We start from the raw sequence: 14,767 nt of genomic DNA on the forward strand, positions 1-14,767 counted from the left end.
GGAAAGTGAAAATGGAAGGAGCTGACTGCGATGTATGAAGATCAAGCACGCGAAGAGTACGACCGCTGGAAGCGTAAGCTGTTAAAACGGCCATCGATTGCCGGACGCTACACGAAGAGCCTGCAGGCGAAGATGAATCATCTCATTCCGGAAAAGGTGCATACGATTGTGACGACAAGCATTAAAAATATGGTTCATGCGACCTTGATCGGCTCGGAGTATACAGCTGCCAAGCAGCCGGAAGAGGGGCTAACGTTACGAGAGCGCGAGCAAATGATCGAGGAGCTGACAAAGAAATATCGGAAGACTGCCGCGCTTGAGGGAGCAGGTACCGGAGCAGGAGGACTGCTTCTTGGGGCGGCCGATTTTCCGCTGCTACTAAGCATTAAAATGAAATTTTTATTTGATGCTGCTTCTGCCTACGGCTACGATGTGAAAGACTACCGCGAGCGTTTATTTGTCCTTCTGCTGTTTCAGCTGGCATTCGCCCGGGAGGAGAAGCGGCCGGATCTTTTAAAACGGTTGGAAAACTGGGAGGAGGAGCGCCTTTCGCTTCCACGAAGGAAAGACTATCTCGACGCTGTTGATTGGAAGGAATTTCAGCTCGATTATCGCGATTTTATTGACCTTGTCAAGATGCTGCAGCTGATTCCCGGCTTTGGCGCAGTCGTTGGCGCAGCGGCAAACTATCACTTTCTTGACCTTCTTAGCGAAACGGCGAAAAACGGCTATCGAAGCCGCTGGTTTCACGGTGGAGACGAAGAGGGGTAAGAGTGGTTTCGACAATAATGGAAAAGAATAAGGGGCTGGTCAAAAGGTTGTGTTTTTACCTCTTGATCAGCCCCTTGCTGTGGATTTGTCCTGATAATTAAAAATATCCCGGAACGAAGCGGGCGAGATAAGCGGAAATGACGCTGAACTGGCCGGTGAACAGCAGAATGCCCAGCACGATCATAATCCCTCCGCTCACTTTTTGAATCGTCGGCAACCATTTATTGAGTCTCCGCATCTTATTAAGCGAGCGTGACCAGAGCAAGGCGACGGCAAGAAATGGCACGCCGAGTCCCATCGAATAAATGAAGAGCATCGAGATTCCCGACCACATCGTTTCAGCGTTTCCGGCAAGAAGAAGAATCGACGTCAGAACAAGGCCGATACATGGCGACCAGCCAGTCCCGAAAAGAAAGCCGAGCAGAACGGAATTGGCAAAGCTCGTCGTCTTTCTTGGTTTCGCGTTAAAACGCTTTTCACTCATCAGCATCCGAATGGAAATAATGCCCATCATTTGCAGGCCGAAAACGGCGATGATAATCCCACCGATCTGCTCCAGCAGCTGCCGGTTGCTCCAAAATGCTTGGCCGATAAAAGTCGAGGAAGCCCCGAGCAATAAGAAAATTGACGTAAAACCGATAATAAAGCCGACGCTGCGCGAAAGAATCAGCTTCCGGCTTGCGGCCACCTGATTATCGGCAATCGAAGTTCCGGTCAATTGGGCCAGATAGGCGGGAACTAATGGAAAAATACAGGGCGATAAAAACGAAACAATACCGGCGAAGAAGGCAAGCCATATCGTTACTTCAGCCAAGGTGACACCTCCAAACAAATCTGAAATCATCGGACAATACTACAATCTATTCAAACAAACTGAATATGTATGAATCCAATTTTAAAGCTGGTTCTATTATAACGAAATCTTTGCGCCTGCAAAAGCAAGGAGGCTCAACGTTCACGGAAAGGACATAAGGCTGAGAGAAAGATCAGTCTGGAGACGGAGAGAAAAACCGGCTCCAGAGCGGCGTAAATGATCGCGTTTCCTCCTAAACTGAAGATAGTTCAATTAAAGGAGGGAAACATAATGAAGCATCCAGGCAAACTATTTGGTGGAATTCTGCTTATGCTGATCGGAGCGAGTATTTTGTTTAGCATGATCGGCATCCATATTGGCGGAATTATCGGCCTTGCGATTGGCGCATGGCTCCTTTACTGGGGATATGCGAAGTGGCAGGAGCAGGGGAAATGGTCTTTTTCGAGCGTTCTTCTGCTAATTGTCGGCGCGCTGATCGCCCTTGGAGGAATCGGCGGCGTGATATCGCTCGCCATCGGAGTAGTGCTCGTTTATTTCGGGTACCGGCTTCTGAAGCCGAAGGATCAAGCTGGTGAAGAGTTAGAGGAAGAAGAAGACTTAGCGCCGGTGAAAACAACATATGATGTGATTGACAAGGAATTTGAAAAATTATTAAACGAGCATAAATAAACCAATTTTGGAGGGTGATCAATATGGTAATGGAGAGATTGAACCGGTTTTGTAAAGCATATCTTCACGAAGGATTGGAAAAGCTGGAAGACCCGGTTGTCATGGTGAAGCAATATATGCGCGACATGAAGGCTGATATTGGGAAGCAGCAGGCGACAATTGAAAAGCATCTCCGCCTTGATGAAACGCTAAAAAGAAACTGGCAAACAGCGAAGGAGCTGGTTGAACGCCGCGAGCAGCAGGCGCGTCTGGCGGTGGAAAAGGAAAACGATGAGCTGGCGAAAATGGCGCTTAGAAGCAAGAAGGAAGCCTGGGAGCAGATGAATCGCTTCGCAGCCTTGCGGGAAAAGAATGAGCTGCAAATTGAGGCGCAGAAACAAACGCTCGCCGAGCTTGAGCAGAAGTACAACCAGCTGCGCGACCGCAAGCTTGAGCTTGTGCTGCGCGTGCAAGCTGTAAAAGCGAGCGAACAAATAAAAGATACGAAGCGGAAATACCGCCAGCAGGAAAGCATCATTGAAAATGAATTTGAGAGAATGGAAGATAAAGTGACTGATCTCGAATGGAAAAGCGGCGGCAGATCGGCTGTCGTGAGCGATCTTCCTGCTGTGGATGATGAAGAGCTTCAAGCTGAACTGGAGCAGCTGAAACAGAAGGCAAATCAATGAACAGAGCATTGGGAGCTTGTTCTGCGCTCTGCCTCACGATAAGATAAGTAGGAAAGAGCGCGGTCGGACGTTGGAGGCGAAGCATGCTGCCGCTTCGCTTCCAGTCAATCCCCAGGCAAGCTGAAGGGAGAGAGCAATGAAAAAACTAGCTGGGTTCGCCCTGATTATTACGGGTATCGTCATTTTAATCGCTTCGCTGCCGGCTGTATTTCCTTCCACCTCAGAGGCAGTAGGAGATCAGGGGCAGTTTGATTTGACGCAGGTTGAGGATTTAATTTTGACAAGCACCGCCGTTGATTGGGAAATCGAGACATATTCAGGCACGGAGCTGCTTGTCCGCCTCGAGAATCAGAATCGAAGCGTGCAGCTTCAGTCGGCCGAACAACAGTCAAGGCTTGAGGTTAAAGTAGAAGAGGAGCGTTTTCGTTTCTTATCCTTTTCCTTCATGAAAGAGCCGACGAAAGCAGTTGTCCAAATTCCGGCATCCTATCAGGATAAACTGAACATAAAATCAGTGTCGGGCGATTTGAATATGAATGGGGAACAGGTGCTGACGAGCCTTGACGTTCGCACGGTTTCAGGAGATGTTGTGGTAGGCCCGGTGACTGCGCCTGATGTCAGTGTGGCGACAACGTCCGGTGATATCGAGATTAACGGGTTGGATGGGGCAAGCACAACCTTGAACAGCACGTCCGGCGATATTGAAGTAAGCCGCTTACATGGGGCGATAAATGCCAAAACCGTTTCAGGTGATATTGAAGTCGACTATGTCGCTGAAAATCAAGCCGCTGAACTTAAGACGACCTCCGGTGATGTCGAAGTATGGTTGCCGGACGGTAACGCCGAGATCGAAGCGAAGACGACGTCCGGCGATATTCAGATCAATGCCGAACTGCTTGATTCATCTCTTCAATCAAAAGCGATTTCTGGTAAAATAGGCAAGGGAGAGCATCCGTTTTTTATTTCAACTACATCAGGTGATATTGATCTTCATTAAACCGTAACAGGGAAAGGAGCGGAAGCATGAAAAAACAAACCTTATTCGGGTTGGTCATCGTCATCATTGGGTTAAATCTTTTATTTCATGCGCTGCGCATTTCAACGGCTTCTTTTGTTGCACCGCTCATTTTCTTTGTCCTCGGGATGTTTTTTTACCAGAGAAAGCATACGTTTTTAAGCGTGATTTTTTTCATTATCAGCGTCAGTATTTTGTTTGATCTCGTGCTTGGCATGAACTTCATGGGGCTGCTTGTTGCAGCCGTGATTTTATATTACGGGGTCAAGCTTGTGAAATCACCAAGCTACAAAAAGAAAGAAAAAAGAGAAAAGAAGAAGCGCCGAAAGAGGGAGCAGGAACCAGAACAGCAGGAGCCGGCTGGCTTTCGTGAAAGAAGGGAACCGGCTGCTGTGCGGGAAGAAAAACAGAGTCCGGCCCCGCTTGCGTCTCAGGAGAAAGCCGGCAAAGAATATTTCACCGCGACTGTGCGCCGCAGCTGGATCGGTGACATTCATTATCGAGGGGAAGCATTTGAATTAAGTGATTTGACCATCTGGAACGGAATTGGCGATGTACGGATCGATTTGTCGCGGGCGATTATTCCGGAAGGGGAAACAGTGATCATCGTTCAGGGCGGCATTTGCCAGGTTGACTTTTATGTACCGAATGATCTTGCTACGAGTATCCAGGCATCGTCCCTCCTCGGATCCGTTTCTTTATTTCATGAAAAGCACGAGGGGCTTAATTCCCAGCTTGCGATTGCGACGAAAGGGTATAAAAGCGCCCCGCGGCGGGTGAAGCTTGTGCTGTCCACCGTGATTGGAGAAGTGAAGGTGAGGGACATATGAGGAAGCGACTGGCCTTATTGCAATGGCAGTTTATTCGTCATAGCGTGATCGTTACTTCACTGATCTCCTTCTTTTTTCTGTTTTTTATTACATATGAGGATCAACGCGGTCTGTTGCTTGTGTTTGATCGCCAGCTGGCTGGCTTTCCGATCATCGTCTGGATGCTTCTGCTGATCATTACGACCGGAATGATCAGCGGCTATTTGCAGGCTGCTCCGCTGCGGCGCCGGATTGATCAGCTCGTGCATGGAGCAACGCGCTATGAGCGCGGAACCTTCTCTCATCGGGTCGAGGTCGAGGGGGAAGACGAGATTGCTGAACTGGCGGCGAGAATGAATGGGATGGCTGCTCATATTGAAGAGCAGGTCGCCTCCTTACAGCGCCTCTCCGCAGAGCGTGTGCAGCTGCAGGAATCGGTGAAAAAAGCCGCCGTTACCGAGGAGCGTCAGCGTCTGGCCCGCGACTTGCATGACGCCGTGAGCCAGCAGCTGTTTGCGATTTCGATGATGACGGCTGCCATTAAAGAGAGCCTGAGTGCCGATGAGGCGGGCGCCCAGCAAATCGCCTTAGTTGAAAAAATGGCCAACACAGCCCAGGCTGAAATGCGCGCCCTCCTGCTTCACCTGCGCCCCGCGCATCTTGAAGGGAAAAGCTTGCATGAAGGAGTGGAAGCGCTGCTTGCCGAGCTTGAGCAAAAATATAAAATCAAGGTGCGGATGGTGATGGATGAGGATGTGCATATGCCGAAGGGGATCGAGGATCAGCTGTTCCGGATGGTTCAGGAAGCGATCTCCAATGTGCTGCGCCATGCGAAGGCAAGTCGGCTTGACATGCAAATCAGACAGTCGGCGCGTGAGCTGAAGGTGAAATTAATTGATGATGGGGTCGGCTTTGATCCGAAAACGGTTCAGCAAGGCTCCTACGGTTTGCATACGATGAGGGAAAGAATGAATGAAATTGGCGGTACGCTTCACATTGTCTCGGTACCAGGAAAGGGCACGCAGGTGGAAGCCAACATTCCGGTTACATGGAAGGAGGGGGTAGACAATGATTCGGGTTCTGTTAGTGGATGATCATGAAATGGTAAGAATGGGGCTCTCAGCTTACTTGTCGACTCAGCCGGACATTGACATCGTCGGGCAGGCAAGCAACGGGCAGGAAGGGATTGATTTGGCGGTCGACCAAAAGCCGGACGTGATTTTAATGGATCTGGTGATGGAAGGAATGGACGGGATCGCGGCGACAGCGGCGATTACAAAGAAGCTGCCTGATGTAAAGGTAATCGTGCTGACAAGCTTTATCGATGATGAGAAGGTCTATCCCGTCATTGAAGCAGGGGCATTCAGCTATTTGCTGAAAACATCATCGGCTGCCGAGATTGCAAGCGCGATCCGCAGCGCAGCAAAAGGCGAAGCGGTCGTCGAAGCGAAGGTAACGAATAAGATGATGCAGCGGATGAGAGGCGCGAAGGAAAAGCAGCCTCATGATTCCCTGACCCCGCGCGAGCTTGAAGTTTTGCAATTGATTGGCGAGGGCAAAAGCAATCAGGAGATTGCCGATGAACTTTACATCGGGATTAAAACGGTAAAGACGCATGTCAGTCATATTTTGCAGAAGCTTGAGCTTGATGATCGGACGCAAATTGCGGTCTACGCCCACCGTTGCGGTCTCGTCAAATAACGGAGAGAAGGCATCGGCTTTGTTTTGGGCAGTTTAATCTTCACCCGCCGGATTGTCAGAAACCGGCTCTCCCTGAAAAACTTCCTTTTTCAGCAGCTTCCTCACAACGGGCATTAAGAAGATAGCTGAGAGGCCGGATCAAAAGGGTAAACAACCTTTTGATCCGGCCTTTTACCGTGTTACAGGAATGACAGCAGCTTTGTCCGGCAGGAAAGACCGTTTTCTGCGTCAAAACAAAAAAAGCCTGACTTAAGAGGGGGAGAAACGAGGCGATTTTATTTTTACTAATATAATATGCTACTCTTAAAGCATAAATCGACATTTCCAGACAGCCGTGAAACAAAACTGGCATTTTATACGTATAAAGAAGGGAAAGGGGGTGGCTGCGAATGAAGAAAAAGCTCGTGTTTGGCATTTCTGCTCTGCTGGCAATGGTTCTTCTGGCTCTTATTATTTATCTTATTATTATTCTGGCAGGTCAGTATGTCGTCAACGACCAAAGTCTCGTCATGAAAACGACGACCTCGCTCGTTGATCAGGAAGGTCATCTGCTGACCCAGCTGTTTATCGAGAACCGTGAGCTCGTCTCAATCGAAGAGATTCCCGAGCAGGTGCAGCAGGCATTCATCGCCATTGAAGACACACGCTTCCGTGAACATCTTGGGATCGACTTCCGTTCAATCGGCCGCGCTCTTTATCGGGATATACTCGCCGGGGCGAAGGTGGAAGGCGGGAGTACGATTACGCAGCAATTGGCGAAAAATGCTTTTCTGTCAAACGACAAAACATGGCTCCGCAAAACGAAAGAAGTGTTAATCGCGATGAACCTCGAGCGGCAGTACAGCAAGGACGAGATTTTGGAAATGTACTTAAACCGCATTTACTTCGGGCATGGCGCCTATGGCATTCAGGCTGCCTCGAAGCTTTATTTCAACAAGCCTGTCACTGAGTTGACCGTGGATGAAGGGGCGCTGCTCGCAGGACTTCCGAAAGCGCCGAACTCGTATTCCCCGCTTGTTGATCCGGAGAGAAGCAAGCAGAGGCGGAACCTCGTCCTGACGGTGATGGAACGGCAGGGCTATATAAGCGCTGAAGAAGCAGTCCGGCTGCAAGGGCGGACGGTAGCGGTGGATCATAACAGCATTTCTGAAAATGAAGCGTATTTAACCTATATTGATATGGTGTTGAATGAAGCTGAAGAGCGCTATCAATTGACGAATGAAGAGGTTCTTGAAGGCGGCTATACGATCGTTGTCCCGATGAACCGCCACGTTCAGGAAGCCGCTTATCAAAAGATTCGCGAAGACCGTTTTTTCCCGGAAGGAAATGAGGATGCTGAAGCGGCGTTTGTCCTGCTCGACGCAGAGACGGGCGGTGTTCTTGCCGTTCAGGGAGGACGCGAATATGTCAGAAAAGGATTAAACCGGGTTAATGTGAAGCGGCAGCCCGGCTCGGCCTTAAAGCCTTTATCGGTCTTCGCGCCGGCATTGGAAACGGGCATTTATCATCCTTATTCCTTACTGAAAGATGAATTACTTGAATATGAAGGTGGTTATACACCGCGCAATTATCAAAATGAATATGCGGGAAACCGGACGATGTATGAGTCGTTGACCCATTCTGTCAATGCGCCGGCTGTCTGGCTGTTAAATGAAATCGGTATTGAGCAGGCGTTGCCATTGCTAAAGCAATTTGGCCTTGAGCTGCCGGATCGTGGACTGGCGATAGCGCTCGGAGGCTTGCAGGAAGGCGTGACGCCGCTCGATCTGGCTGCTGCCTACCGTGTGTTTGCCGAGGAAGGAAAACGGGTCGAGCCTTATTTTATTCAGGCCATCTATGATCGGAATGGACATCAAATCGGTGAGGCTCCCGTCGAGGAAGAAGCGGTCGTTTCTCCGCAAACAGCCTGGTATATGACGAGAATGCTTGAATCCGTCGTGAAGGAAGGCACGGGAACAAATGGTACGGTCAATAGCCCGCTTGCCGGAAAGACCGGGACGACGACTTACCCGGATGTCGAAGGGGCGACGATGGACGCCTGGTTTGTCGGCTATACGCCGACCGTGGTCGGTGCGGCGTGGATGGGCTATGATGTCACCTCGACGGATCATTATTTGCATGGTGGCAGCAGCTATCCGACTGTCTTGTTCAAGGAAATTATTAATGAGCTTCCTGGTGAGATGCGCGATGTTGCTTTCGAGAAGCCAATGGAGGTTCAGGAGCTCGACCCGCCTGTTGATTTGCCGGTGATAAACGATTTGGAGGCGACGATGGCGATGGGCGGCCGCGGGATGATGAGTGTTCAGCTGCTCTGGTCGGCGCCGGCTGATGAGCGGATCTATTATCAAATTTACGAGGTGGATGGCGGCGAGCGGACCCGGATCGCTACCGTTGTGAACGAGAATCATTATTTCGTCGGCTCACTCAATCCATTCTCGAAAAAACGCTATCAGGTTGTTCCATATGATTCAACGACGGAACAATCCGGGCAGCCGTCCAATGTCGCCGACGTTCATTTTCGCTTCGGCTTTCATTAGCAGCAGGTAAGGTGCCGGGAGAGGAAAGAGGAACGTCATTCCGCGATTAACGGTCAAAAGGGGAATTACCCACTATTTTTTGCCTGGGAACGGAATCACGTTCCTGTACCAAAAACAAAAACCATAAGAAGCTGATCTTACGCCACATTTGGCAGGATGCGTTGGACGAACGTGAAGGGGCTCGAAACAAATTCCATGCAGGCGATGCTTGGTTTTGCTGTCATGTAGCCGGAAAACCATACGAAAAAGCAACTACTGTATTTGCCTGAATGTCGAGCGGATGAAATAGACGAAGACTCCTGCGGGAGAAAAAGCAACGGTGAGACCCCACAGGGCGGTAGCCCGAGGAGGCTCACCAGCTTCCCGCGGAAAGCGAAGTCTATTTCAGGAGCGATGGATTTCTCTCTTTTCATTTGTTCGGATCGTCATATAGAAATACGTTTGACCAGCTTCGATTTTTTGTCTACGGTCTGAAGCGGCCTAGTGACAGGCCGCTTTGTTTTCATTGTCTGCCAGAGGGAGGGTAAGGTCGATAAACAGGTAAGTGTCCTCACAGACGGGATAGGAGAAGGTCTGAATCATCTCGTTTGGATCGTGATCAGTATAAGGCTCAGACAGTATGCCTCTTTGATTCAGCTCCATTTGAACGATGTTTTTCAGAAAATAGGGCCGCCAGCTCCAGTTTTTTTGCCGGTAATGATGAAGCACTGTCCAATCGGAGCGGGAGTGGCGCTGGTGATTGCCGGAAAGCTGATAGCCAAGCCGGTTGCACATATAAGCGCGGAAGCAGTGCTCCGGAAGAGTGGCGCAAATTTCTTGCACATATTGGTCATAATCGGCGGAGAAAGGGGTGGTCGGCAGCGATTGCTGCAGAAGATGATTCAGCTCTTCCTCAAAAGAATAATGTTTTTTCAGCCGTTCTATCTCCGCCTGAATCATTCGCTCCAGCTGATCGTGCATGTTCTCAACAGAACGGACGGTTTCAATCAGCGTCGGCTGTGGTTTTGAAAAAAGAAAGCCCTGATAATACTGAGCGCCATTTTTCCAGGCATTTTCAAGCAAATCAAGCGTTTCAATCCCTTCAAAGAGCAGCTGGGCGCCAAGGCGCTGGGAGAGAATTGAAAGGGCATGAAGAACGTCACGGTGCGACTGGCTGTTGGCACTTTTTTTGACGAGATTTAAATCGACCTTCAAAATATGGGGCTGAAGCAGGGCGACTCGTTCAAGGTTGCTGAATCCCTTTCCTAAATCATCGACGGCGATTCGGCAGCCAAGCTGGCGATATTTTTGTAAACGCTCTAAAAAAGCGGGAACATTCGTAGAAAAATCCGTTTCGGTAATTTCCAGTACAAACTGCAAAGGCTTGATTACAGGATGAGTATCAAGAAGGGCAGTCAGCTGTTCGTAAAAGAGAGCATCCTCTTCTTCGGTAAAAATATCCGAATCAAGATTGAAAAAATAAGATTTCTGCAGGCCGGCATGGTGATGAATCGCTTTTAACGCTTTTGTCCGAATGTGACGATCAACGCGCTGCTTTCTTTCTTTGTCGACCGTTGGCTGATGAAAGAATGGTCCAAGGCTGATGACATTCTTTCCGGCCCGGTAACGGCCCAGTATTTCATAGCCGACAATCGTCCGCTGATCGGCTCCGACAATAGGCTGAAAGTAGGGAAGGATATGTTCTTCCTCATATGAATACGTCGCTTCTGTCTTCATCGCTCTCCTCCTTGTCAACGTCCGTCTGTCTATCTAGATACCTTTATTTTATCAGTTTCTGAAAAAGGGAAACGGAACTGTGGAGGATTACCTGACAAGGTTTCCGATCAGATGACATTCATCAATTTTATGACAGTTTGCCAAGATGGCTATACAGGGCCAAATTGGGTCATTATAGTAGGAGATGCGATGTAATTTATTAAGAGATTACAGTAAAATAAAGAAGCAGTGTAGTGGAATGTTTGAAATCTGTCGAGAACGACAGAAATGAAGAGAGGGTGTAACTACGTGGAATTTAATGATCAGTTTTTAAAGGCGTGTCGTGGAGAGGCTCATAGCCATGTGCCGGTCTGGTATATGAGACAGGCGGGGCGTTCACAGCCGGAATATAGAGAGCTTAAGGAAAAGTATTCATTGTTTGAGATTACCCATCAGCCAGAATTATGTGCCTATGTCACAAAGCTTCCGGTCGATCAGTATCAAAATGATGCCGCCATTTTGTATAAGGATATTATGACCCCGCTCCCGGCGATTGGCATTGATGTCGAGATCAAATCCGGCATTGGTCCCGTCATTGCCGATCCGGTACGCTCGAGGCAGGATGTGGAACGGCTTGGCGACATTACCCCGGAAGCCGATGTCCCATATGTGCTGGAAACGATTAAGCTGCTTCGGACTCAATTAACGGTTCCGCTTATTAGCTTTGCCGGCGCGCCATTTACGCTGGCGAGCTATATTATTGAAGGTGGGCCTTCAAAAAACTACAATAAAACGAAAGCATTTATGTATGCCGAGCCAGAGGCCTGGTATTTATTAATGGATAAACTGGCGGAGATGACGATTACATATGTGAAAGCTCAGGTTGCTGCCGGAGCTCAGGCGATTCAAATTTTTGATTCGTGGGTTGGGACGCTGAATGTCGCTGATTACCGCACGTTTGTCAAACCGGTGATGAATAAGATTTTTACAGCGCTCAAAGCAGAAAACATTCCGCTTATTATGTTTGGCGTCGGAGCCAGTCATCTGATCCATGAATGGAATGACCTCCCGCTTGATGTCATCGGTCTGGATTGGCGTCTGTCAGTGGCTGAAGCGCGCGAGGCCGGAGTGAAGAAGACGGTTCAGGGAAATCTCGATCCGGCGATTTTGCTTGCTCCATGGGAAGTGATTGAAGATAGAACGAAAGCGATTCTGGATGAGGGAATGAAAAGTCCGAATTTTATTTTCAACCTTGGTCACGGTGTTTTTCCAGAAGTGCAGCCTGAGACATTAAAGCGGCTGACCGCGTTCGTCCATGATTATTCCGCTAGTAAAATGAAACGTTGAGGTGAAAAACAAATGGCAAAGAAAAAAATAGGCCTGTTGATGATGGCCTATGGAACTCCGAGAACGAAGGAAGAAATTGAGCCTTACTATACGCATATTCGTCATGGGCGCAAGCCGTCGGCGGAAGCGGTGGAGGAGCTGACTGAGCGCTATGAAGCAATCGGCGGCATCAGCCCGCTGGCAAAAATTACTGAAGATCAGGCGTTAAGCCTGGAGAAGTATTTAAATGAAAGCAATGACGACGTCGAGTTTAAAGCTTATCTCGGCTTGAAGCATATTCACCCGTTTATTGAAGATGCGGTCGCCGATATGAAAACGGACGGGATTGAGGAGGCGGTCAGCCTTGTTCTCGCTCCTCATTATTCGACGTTCAGTGTCAAGTCCTACAACAGCCGGGCTGAGCAGGAATCAGAGAGAATCGGCGGGCCTCGAATTCGGACGATTGAAAGCTGGTACAAAGAGCCGCTCTTTATCGAATACTGGGCGACGCAGCTGAAGCAGACGATGGCGCAAATCGCCGATCAAGAAAAGGCGTGTGTCGTCTTCTCGGCGCACAGCCTGCCGGAAAAAATTCTCGAAATGGGCGATCCATACCCTGAGCAGCTCCAGGAAACAGCCGATCTGATCGCAAAAGCAGCCGGAATCCGCCATTATACAATCGGCTGGCAAAGTGAAGGCAATACGCCAGACCCGTGGCTCGGCCCCGACGTTCAGGATCTAACCCGGGAGCTGTACGGCAAACATGGCTATACGTCCATCATTTATTGCCCGGTCGGTTTCGTCGCCGATCATTTAGAAGTGCTGTATGATAACGACTATGAATGCAAGGTCGTATGTGATGATCTCGGGATCGACTATTTCCGGCCAGAAATGCCGAACGCCAAGCCGGAGTTCATTCGCTGTCTCGCAGCCGTTGTGCAGAAAAAGCTTGCAGAGAAAGAGTGAGAGCAGATGTCAAATGCGAAAAAAAGAATTGCTGTCATTGGCGGAGGAATCACAGGGCTTGCGGCTGCCTACCGGCTCGAGCAGGCAGAAGGGGTGGAGTATCAGCTTTATGAAAAGGCTGACCGCCTCGGCGGCAAAATTCAAACCGAGCTTGTCGACGGCTTTGTCATTGAGCGTGGCCCGGACTCCTTTCTCGCCCGGAAAGAAAGCATGTCTAGGCTGGCGCGTGAAGTCGGCATGGAGTCCGAGCTGCTTGCCAATGATACGGGGCAGGCTTATGTATTGAAGGGTGAGCGGCTCTACCCAATTCCAGGGGGCGCTGTGATGGGAATTCCGACAGAAATCAAGCCGTTTCTCAGCACGTCCCTTTTTTCAACCGCCGGTAAGCTGCGGGCGGCGCGCGATCTTTTCTTATCGCCAACGGTCAAAGGAAATGAGGACATTTCATTGGGCCATTTCTTCCGCCGGCGGCTTGGCGATGAAGTTGTGGACCATTTAGTAGAGCCGCTTTTGTCGGGAATTTATGCCGGTGACTTAAACAAGCTGAGCCTGAAGGCGACCTTTCCGCACTTTCAGCAGCTTGAGCAGAAGTACGGCAGCCTCGTTCGCGGAATAAAAGCGACACGGACGCCGCAGCCAAAGGCGATGGACAAGAAGTCCAAAGGGATGTTCCTCAGCTTCAGACAAGGGCTGGAGTCATTTGTTCATGCGATTGAACAGCAGCTTGATCCGGCCTCTGTCCGCAAAACTGCCGATCTAAGCTTCATTCGCAAAGAAGGGGAGCGCTACCTTATCGGGCTGGCGGATGGAACAAGTGAATTGTTCGATCATATTATTATGACGACTCCGCCGCATGTGACCGCTCAGCTGCTTTCGGCGTATCCGTACTTTGATTACTTGCGGGAGATGGAAGCGACAACCGTGGCGACGGTGGCGCTTGCTTTTAAGGAAGAAGCTGTTCACAATCCTTATGAAGGAACGGGCTTCGTCGCTTCGAAAAAAAGCCCGTATACGATCACGGCATGCACATGGACTCATAAAAAGTGGCAGCATTCCACTCCGCCAGGATACGCGCTTTTGCGTTCGTATGTCGGACGACCGGATGATTCTTCGATTGTGGAGCAAAGCGATGAGGAAATTGTCGAAACCGTGCTTCATGACCTGAAGCAGATTATGGAGATTGAAGGGCAGCCCGAATTTTTCCGGGTGACGCGCTGGAGACAATCAATGCCGCAATATCATGTCGGTCACACATTTAAAATCGCCAAAATCAAAGAAGACGTCGCGCGAAACCTGCCTGGTCTTCATCTTTGCGGAGCTGCTTTTGAAGGGGTTGGCCTGCCGGATTGCATTGACCAGGGAGAAGCCGCGGTCGCCCGAATTGTCCAAACATCGTAATGTATGCGAAAAGCAGCAAAATTCTGTGAAAACGGAAGATAGATGAAAATGAAAGACGCTTTCATACGGATTGTTATCGCTTTCTTGAAATAATGAAGACTTTGCCAAAAGATCACGTCAGTACGATAATAAAAGTATCTTAAGCAAAGGAAAGAAGGTTATTTCAGTGAAAAAGCTTTTCGCTACAATCAGAGATATTGTAACCGAGTATAACGAGCTGCGTGCCCGCGTCGATAAAATGATGGAAAGATAATAACTTTTCTCAAAAGCCCTTCTCTGCCTGATGGTGGAGGAGGGCTTTTTTTAGTGCGCCACGCATGGCGCGTAGCTAGGCGGTGAAAGTCCGCTATGGGGGCTGGCAGTTGCCAACCATTAGCCAAGAGCAAGGGTGTCCATCG

General features: G+C 49.4%; 13 protein-coding genes. 11 read left to right on the forward strand and 2 right to left on the reverse strand.

Features of this window, described 5'->3' with window-relative positions; translation table 11 throughout:
- Positions 1-30: 30 nt before the first annotated feature.
- Entirely contained in the window at positions 31-771 is a 741-nt protein-coding gene (locus ABMB67_RS09630; RefSeq protein ID WP_251221508.1) for an EcsC family protein, read from the forward strand.
- A gap of 97 nt (positions 772-868) precedes the next feature.
- On the opposite strand, the gene ABMB67_RS09635 is transcribed toward ABMB67_RS09630, so the two are convergent.
- The gene (locus ABMB67_RS09635) at positions 869-1,585 is read right to left on the reverse strand and encodes a cytochrome c biogenesis CcdA family protein (protein WP_251221509.1); all 717 of its coding nucleotides are present in this window, start codon (positions 1,583-1,585) and stop codon (positions 869-871) included.
- Between the two features lie 270 nt (positions 1,586-1,855).
- On the opposite strand from ABMB67_RS09635, the gene ABMB67_RS09640 reads away from it, so the two are divergent.
- The 7 genes from ABMB67_RS09640 (at position 1,856) to ABMB67_RS09670 (ending at position 8,984) form a co-directional block, all read left to right on the forward strand.
- A complete protein-coding gene (locus tag ABMB67_RS09640; RefSeq protein ID WP_251221510.1) occupies positions 1,856-2,254 on the forward strand; it encodes a LiaF transmembrane domain-containing protein in 399 nt (132 codons plus the stop codon).
- 23 nt (positions 2,255-2,277) lie between these two features.
- Complete coding sequence (locus ABMB67_RS09645; protein ID WP_251221511.1) at positions 2,278-2,922, forward strand: PspA/IM30 family protein; 645 nt, start codon at positions 2,278-2,280, stop codon at positions 2,920-2,922.
- Positions 2,923-3,058: 136 nt separating this feature from the next.
- Positions 3,059-3,919, forward strand: a complete 861-nt coding sequence (locus ABMB67_RS09650) for a DUF4097 domain-containing protein (RefSeq protein ID WP_354571927.1) — start codon at positions 3,059-3,061, stop codon at positions 3,917-3,919.
- A gap of 26 nt (positions 3,920-3,945) precedes the next feature.
- Positions 3,946-4,767 (forward strand): cell wall-active antibiotics response protein LiaF, encoded by an 822-nt coding sequence (gene liaF, locus ABMB67_RS09655; RefSeq protein ID WP_251221513.1) that lies wholly within the window; start codon positions 3,946-3,948, stop codon positions 4,765-4,767.
- Positions 4,764-5,840, forward strand: coding sequence for a sensor histidine kinase (locus ABMB67_RS09660; RefSeq protein WP_354571928.1), 1,077 nt, complete (start codon positions 4,764-4,766; stop codon positions 5,838-5,840). Before liaF ends, ABMB67_RS09660 begins: the two co-directional genes overlap by 4 nt.
- On the forward strand, positions 5,815-6,447 hold the full coding sequence (locus tag ABMB67_RS09665) for a response regulator (protein WP_354571929.1): 633 nt from the start codon (positions 5,815-5,817) through the stop codon (positions 6,445-6,447). The genes ABMB67_RS09660 and ABMB67_RS09665 overlap by 26 nt, the downstream gene beginning before the upstream one ends.
- 389 nt (positions 6,448-6,836) lie before the next feature.
- Positions 6,837-8,984: a transglycosylase domain-containing protein gene (locus ABMB67_RS09670; RefSeq protein ID WP_354571930.1), complete on the forward strand. Its 2,148-nt coding sequence runs from the start codon at positions 6,837-6,839 to the stop codon at positions 8,982-8,984.
- Positions 8,985-9,464: 480 nt separating this feature from the next.
- On the opposite strand, the gene ABMB67_RS09675 is transcribed toward ABMB67_RS09670, so the two are convergent.
- The gene (locus ABMB67_RS09675) at positions 9,465-10,700 is read right to left on the reverse strand and encodes an EAL domain-containing protein (protein WP_251221517.1); all 1,236 of its coding nucleotides are present in this window, start codon (positions 10,698-10,700) and stop codon (positions 9,465-9,467) included.
- A 267-nt stretch (positions 10,701-10,967) separates the two neighbouring features.
- Here ABMB67_RS09675 and hemE point away from each other — a divergent pair, with 267 nt between their 5' ends.
- The 3 genes from hemE to hemY are packed head-to-tail and all read left to right on the forward strand — an operon-like array spanning position 10,968 to position 14,369.
- Positions 10,968-12,026 carry a uroporphyrinogen decarboxylase gene (hemE, locus tag ABMB67_RS09680; protein ID WP_251221518.1) on the forward strand — a complete coding sequence of 353 codons (1,059 nt, stop codon included), beginning with the start codon at positions 10,968-10,970 and terminating at the stop codon, positions 12,024-12,026.
- A gap of 12 nt (positions 12,027-12,038) precedes the next feature.
- A complete protein-coding gene (hemH, locus tag ABMB67_RS09685) occupies positions 12,039-12,971 on the forward strand; it encodes a ferrochelatase (protein ID WP_251221519.1) in 933 nt (310 codons plus the stop codon).
- A gap of 6 nt (positions 12,972-12,977) precedes the next feature.
- Positions 12,978-14,369, forward strand: coding sequence for a protoporphyrinogen oxidase (hemY, locus tag ABMB67_RS09690; RefSeq protein WP_354571931.1), 1,392 nt, complete (start codon positions 12,978-12,980; stop codon positions 14,367-14,369).
- Positions 14,370-14,767: the final 398 nt, after the last annotated feature.

Origin of the sequence: Halalkalibacter oceani (genome assembly GCF_040544555.1) — a bacterium.
In the GTDB taxonomy this organism is placed as follows: Bacteria; Bacillota; Bacilli; order Bacillales; family Bacillaceae_D; genus Halalkalibacter; species Halalkalibacter oceani.

Bases quoted from the DNA above. Each gene is read 5' to 3' on its own strand.
- liaF (WP_251221513.1), top strand. From the start codon at position 3,946: ATGAAAAAACAAACCTTATTCGGGTTGGTCATCGTCATCATTGGGTTA.
- hemE (WP_251221518.1), top strand. From the start codon at position 10,968: ATGAAGAGAGGGTGTAACTACGTGGAATTTAATGATCAGTTTTTAAAG.
- ABMB67_RS09645 (WP_251221511.1), top strand. From the start codon at position 2,278: ATGGTAATGGAGAGATTGAACCGGTTTTGTAAAGCATATCTTCACGAA.
- ABMB67_RS09650 (WP_354571927.1), top strand. From the start codon at position 3,059: ATGAAAAAACTAGCTGGGTTCGCCCTGATTATTACGGGTATCGTCATT.
- hemH (WP_251221519.1), top strand. From the start codon at position 12,039: ATGGCAAAGAAAAAAATAGGCCTGTTGATGATGGCCTATGGAACTCCG.
- ABMB67_RS09675 (WP_251221517.1), bottom strand. From the start codon at position 10,700: ATGAAGACAGAAGCGACGTATTCATATGAGGAAGAACATATCCTTCCC.
- ABMB67_RS09640 (WP_251221510.1), top strand. From the start codon at position 1,856: ATGAAGCATCCAGGCAAACTATTTGGTGGAATTCTGCTTATGCTGATC.
- ABMB67_RS09670 (WP_354571930.1), top strand. From the start codon at position 6,837: ATGAAGAAAAAGCTCGTGTTTGGCATTTCTGCTCTGCTGGCAATGGTT.
- ABMB67_RS09630 (WP_251221508.1), top strand. From the start codon at position 31: ATGTATGAAGATCAAGCACGCGAAGAGTACGACCGCTGGAAGCGTAAG.
- ABMB67_RS09660 (WP_354571928.1), top strand. From the start codon at position 4,764: ATGAGGAAGCGACTGGCCTTATTGCAATGGCAGTTTATTCGTCATAGC.
- ABMB67_RS09665 (WP_354571929.1), top strand. From the start codon at position 5,815: ATGATTCGGGTTCTGTTAGTGGATGATCATGAAATGGTAAGAATGGGG.
- hemY (WP_354571931.1), top strand. From the start codon at position 12,978: ATGTCAAATGCGAAAAAAAGAATTGCTGTCATTGGCGGAGGAATCACA.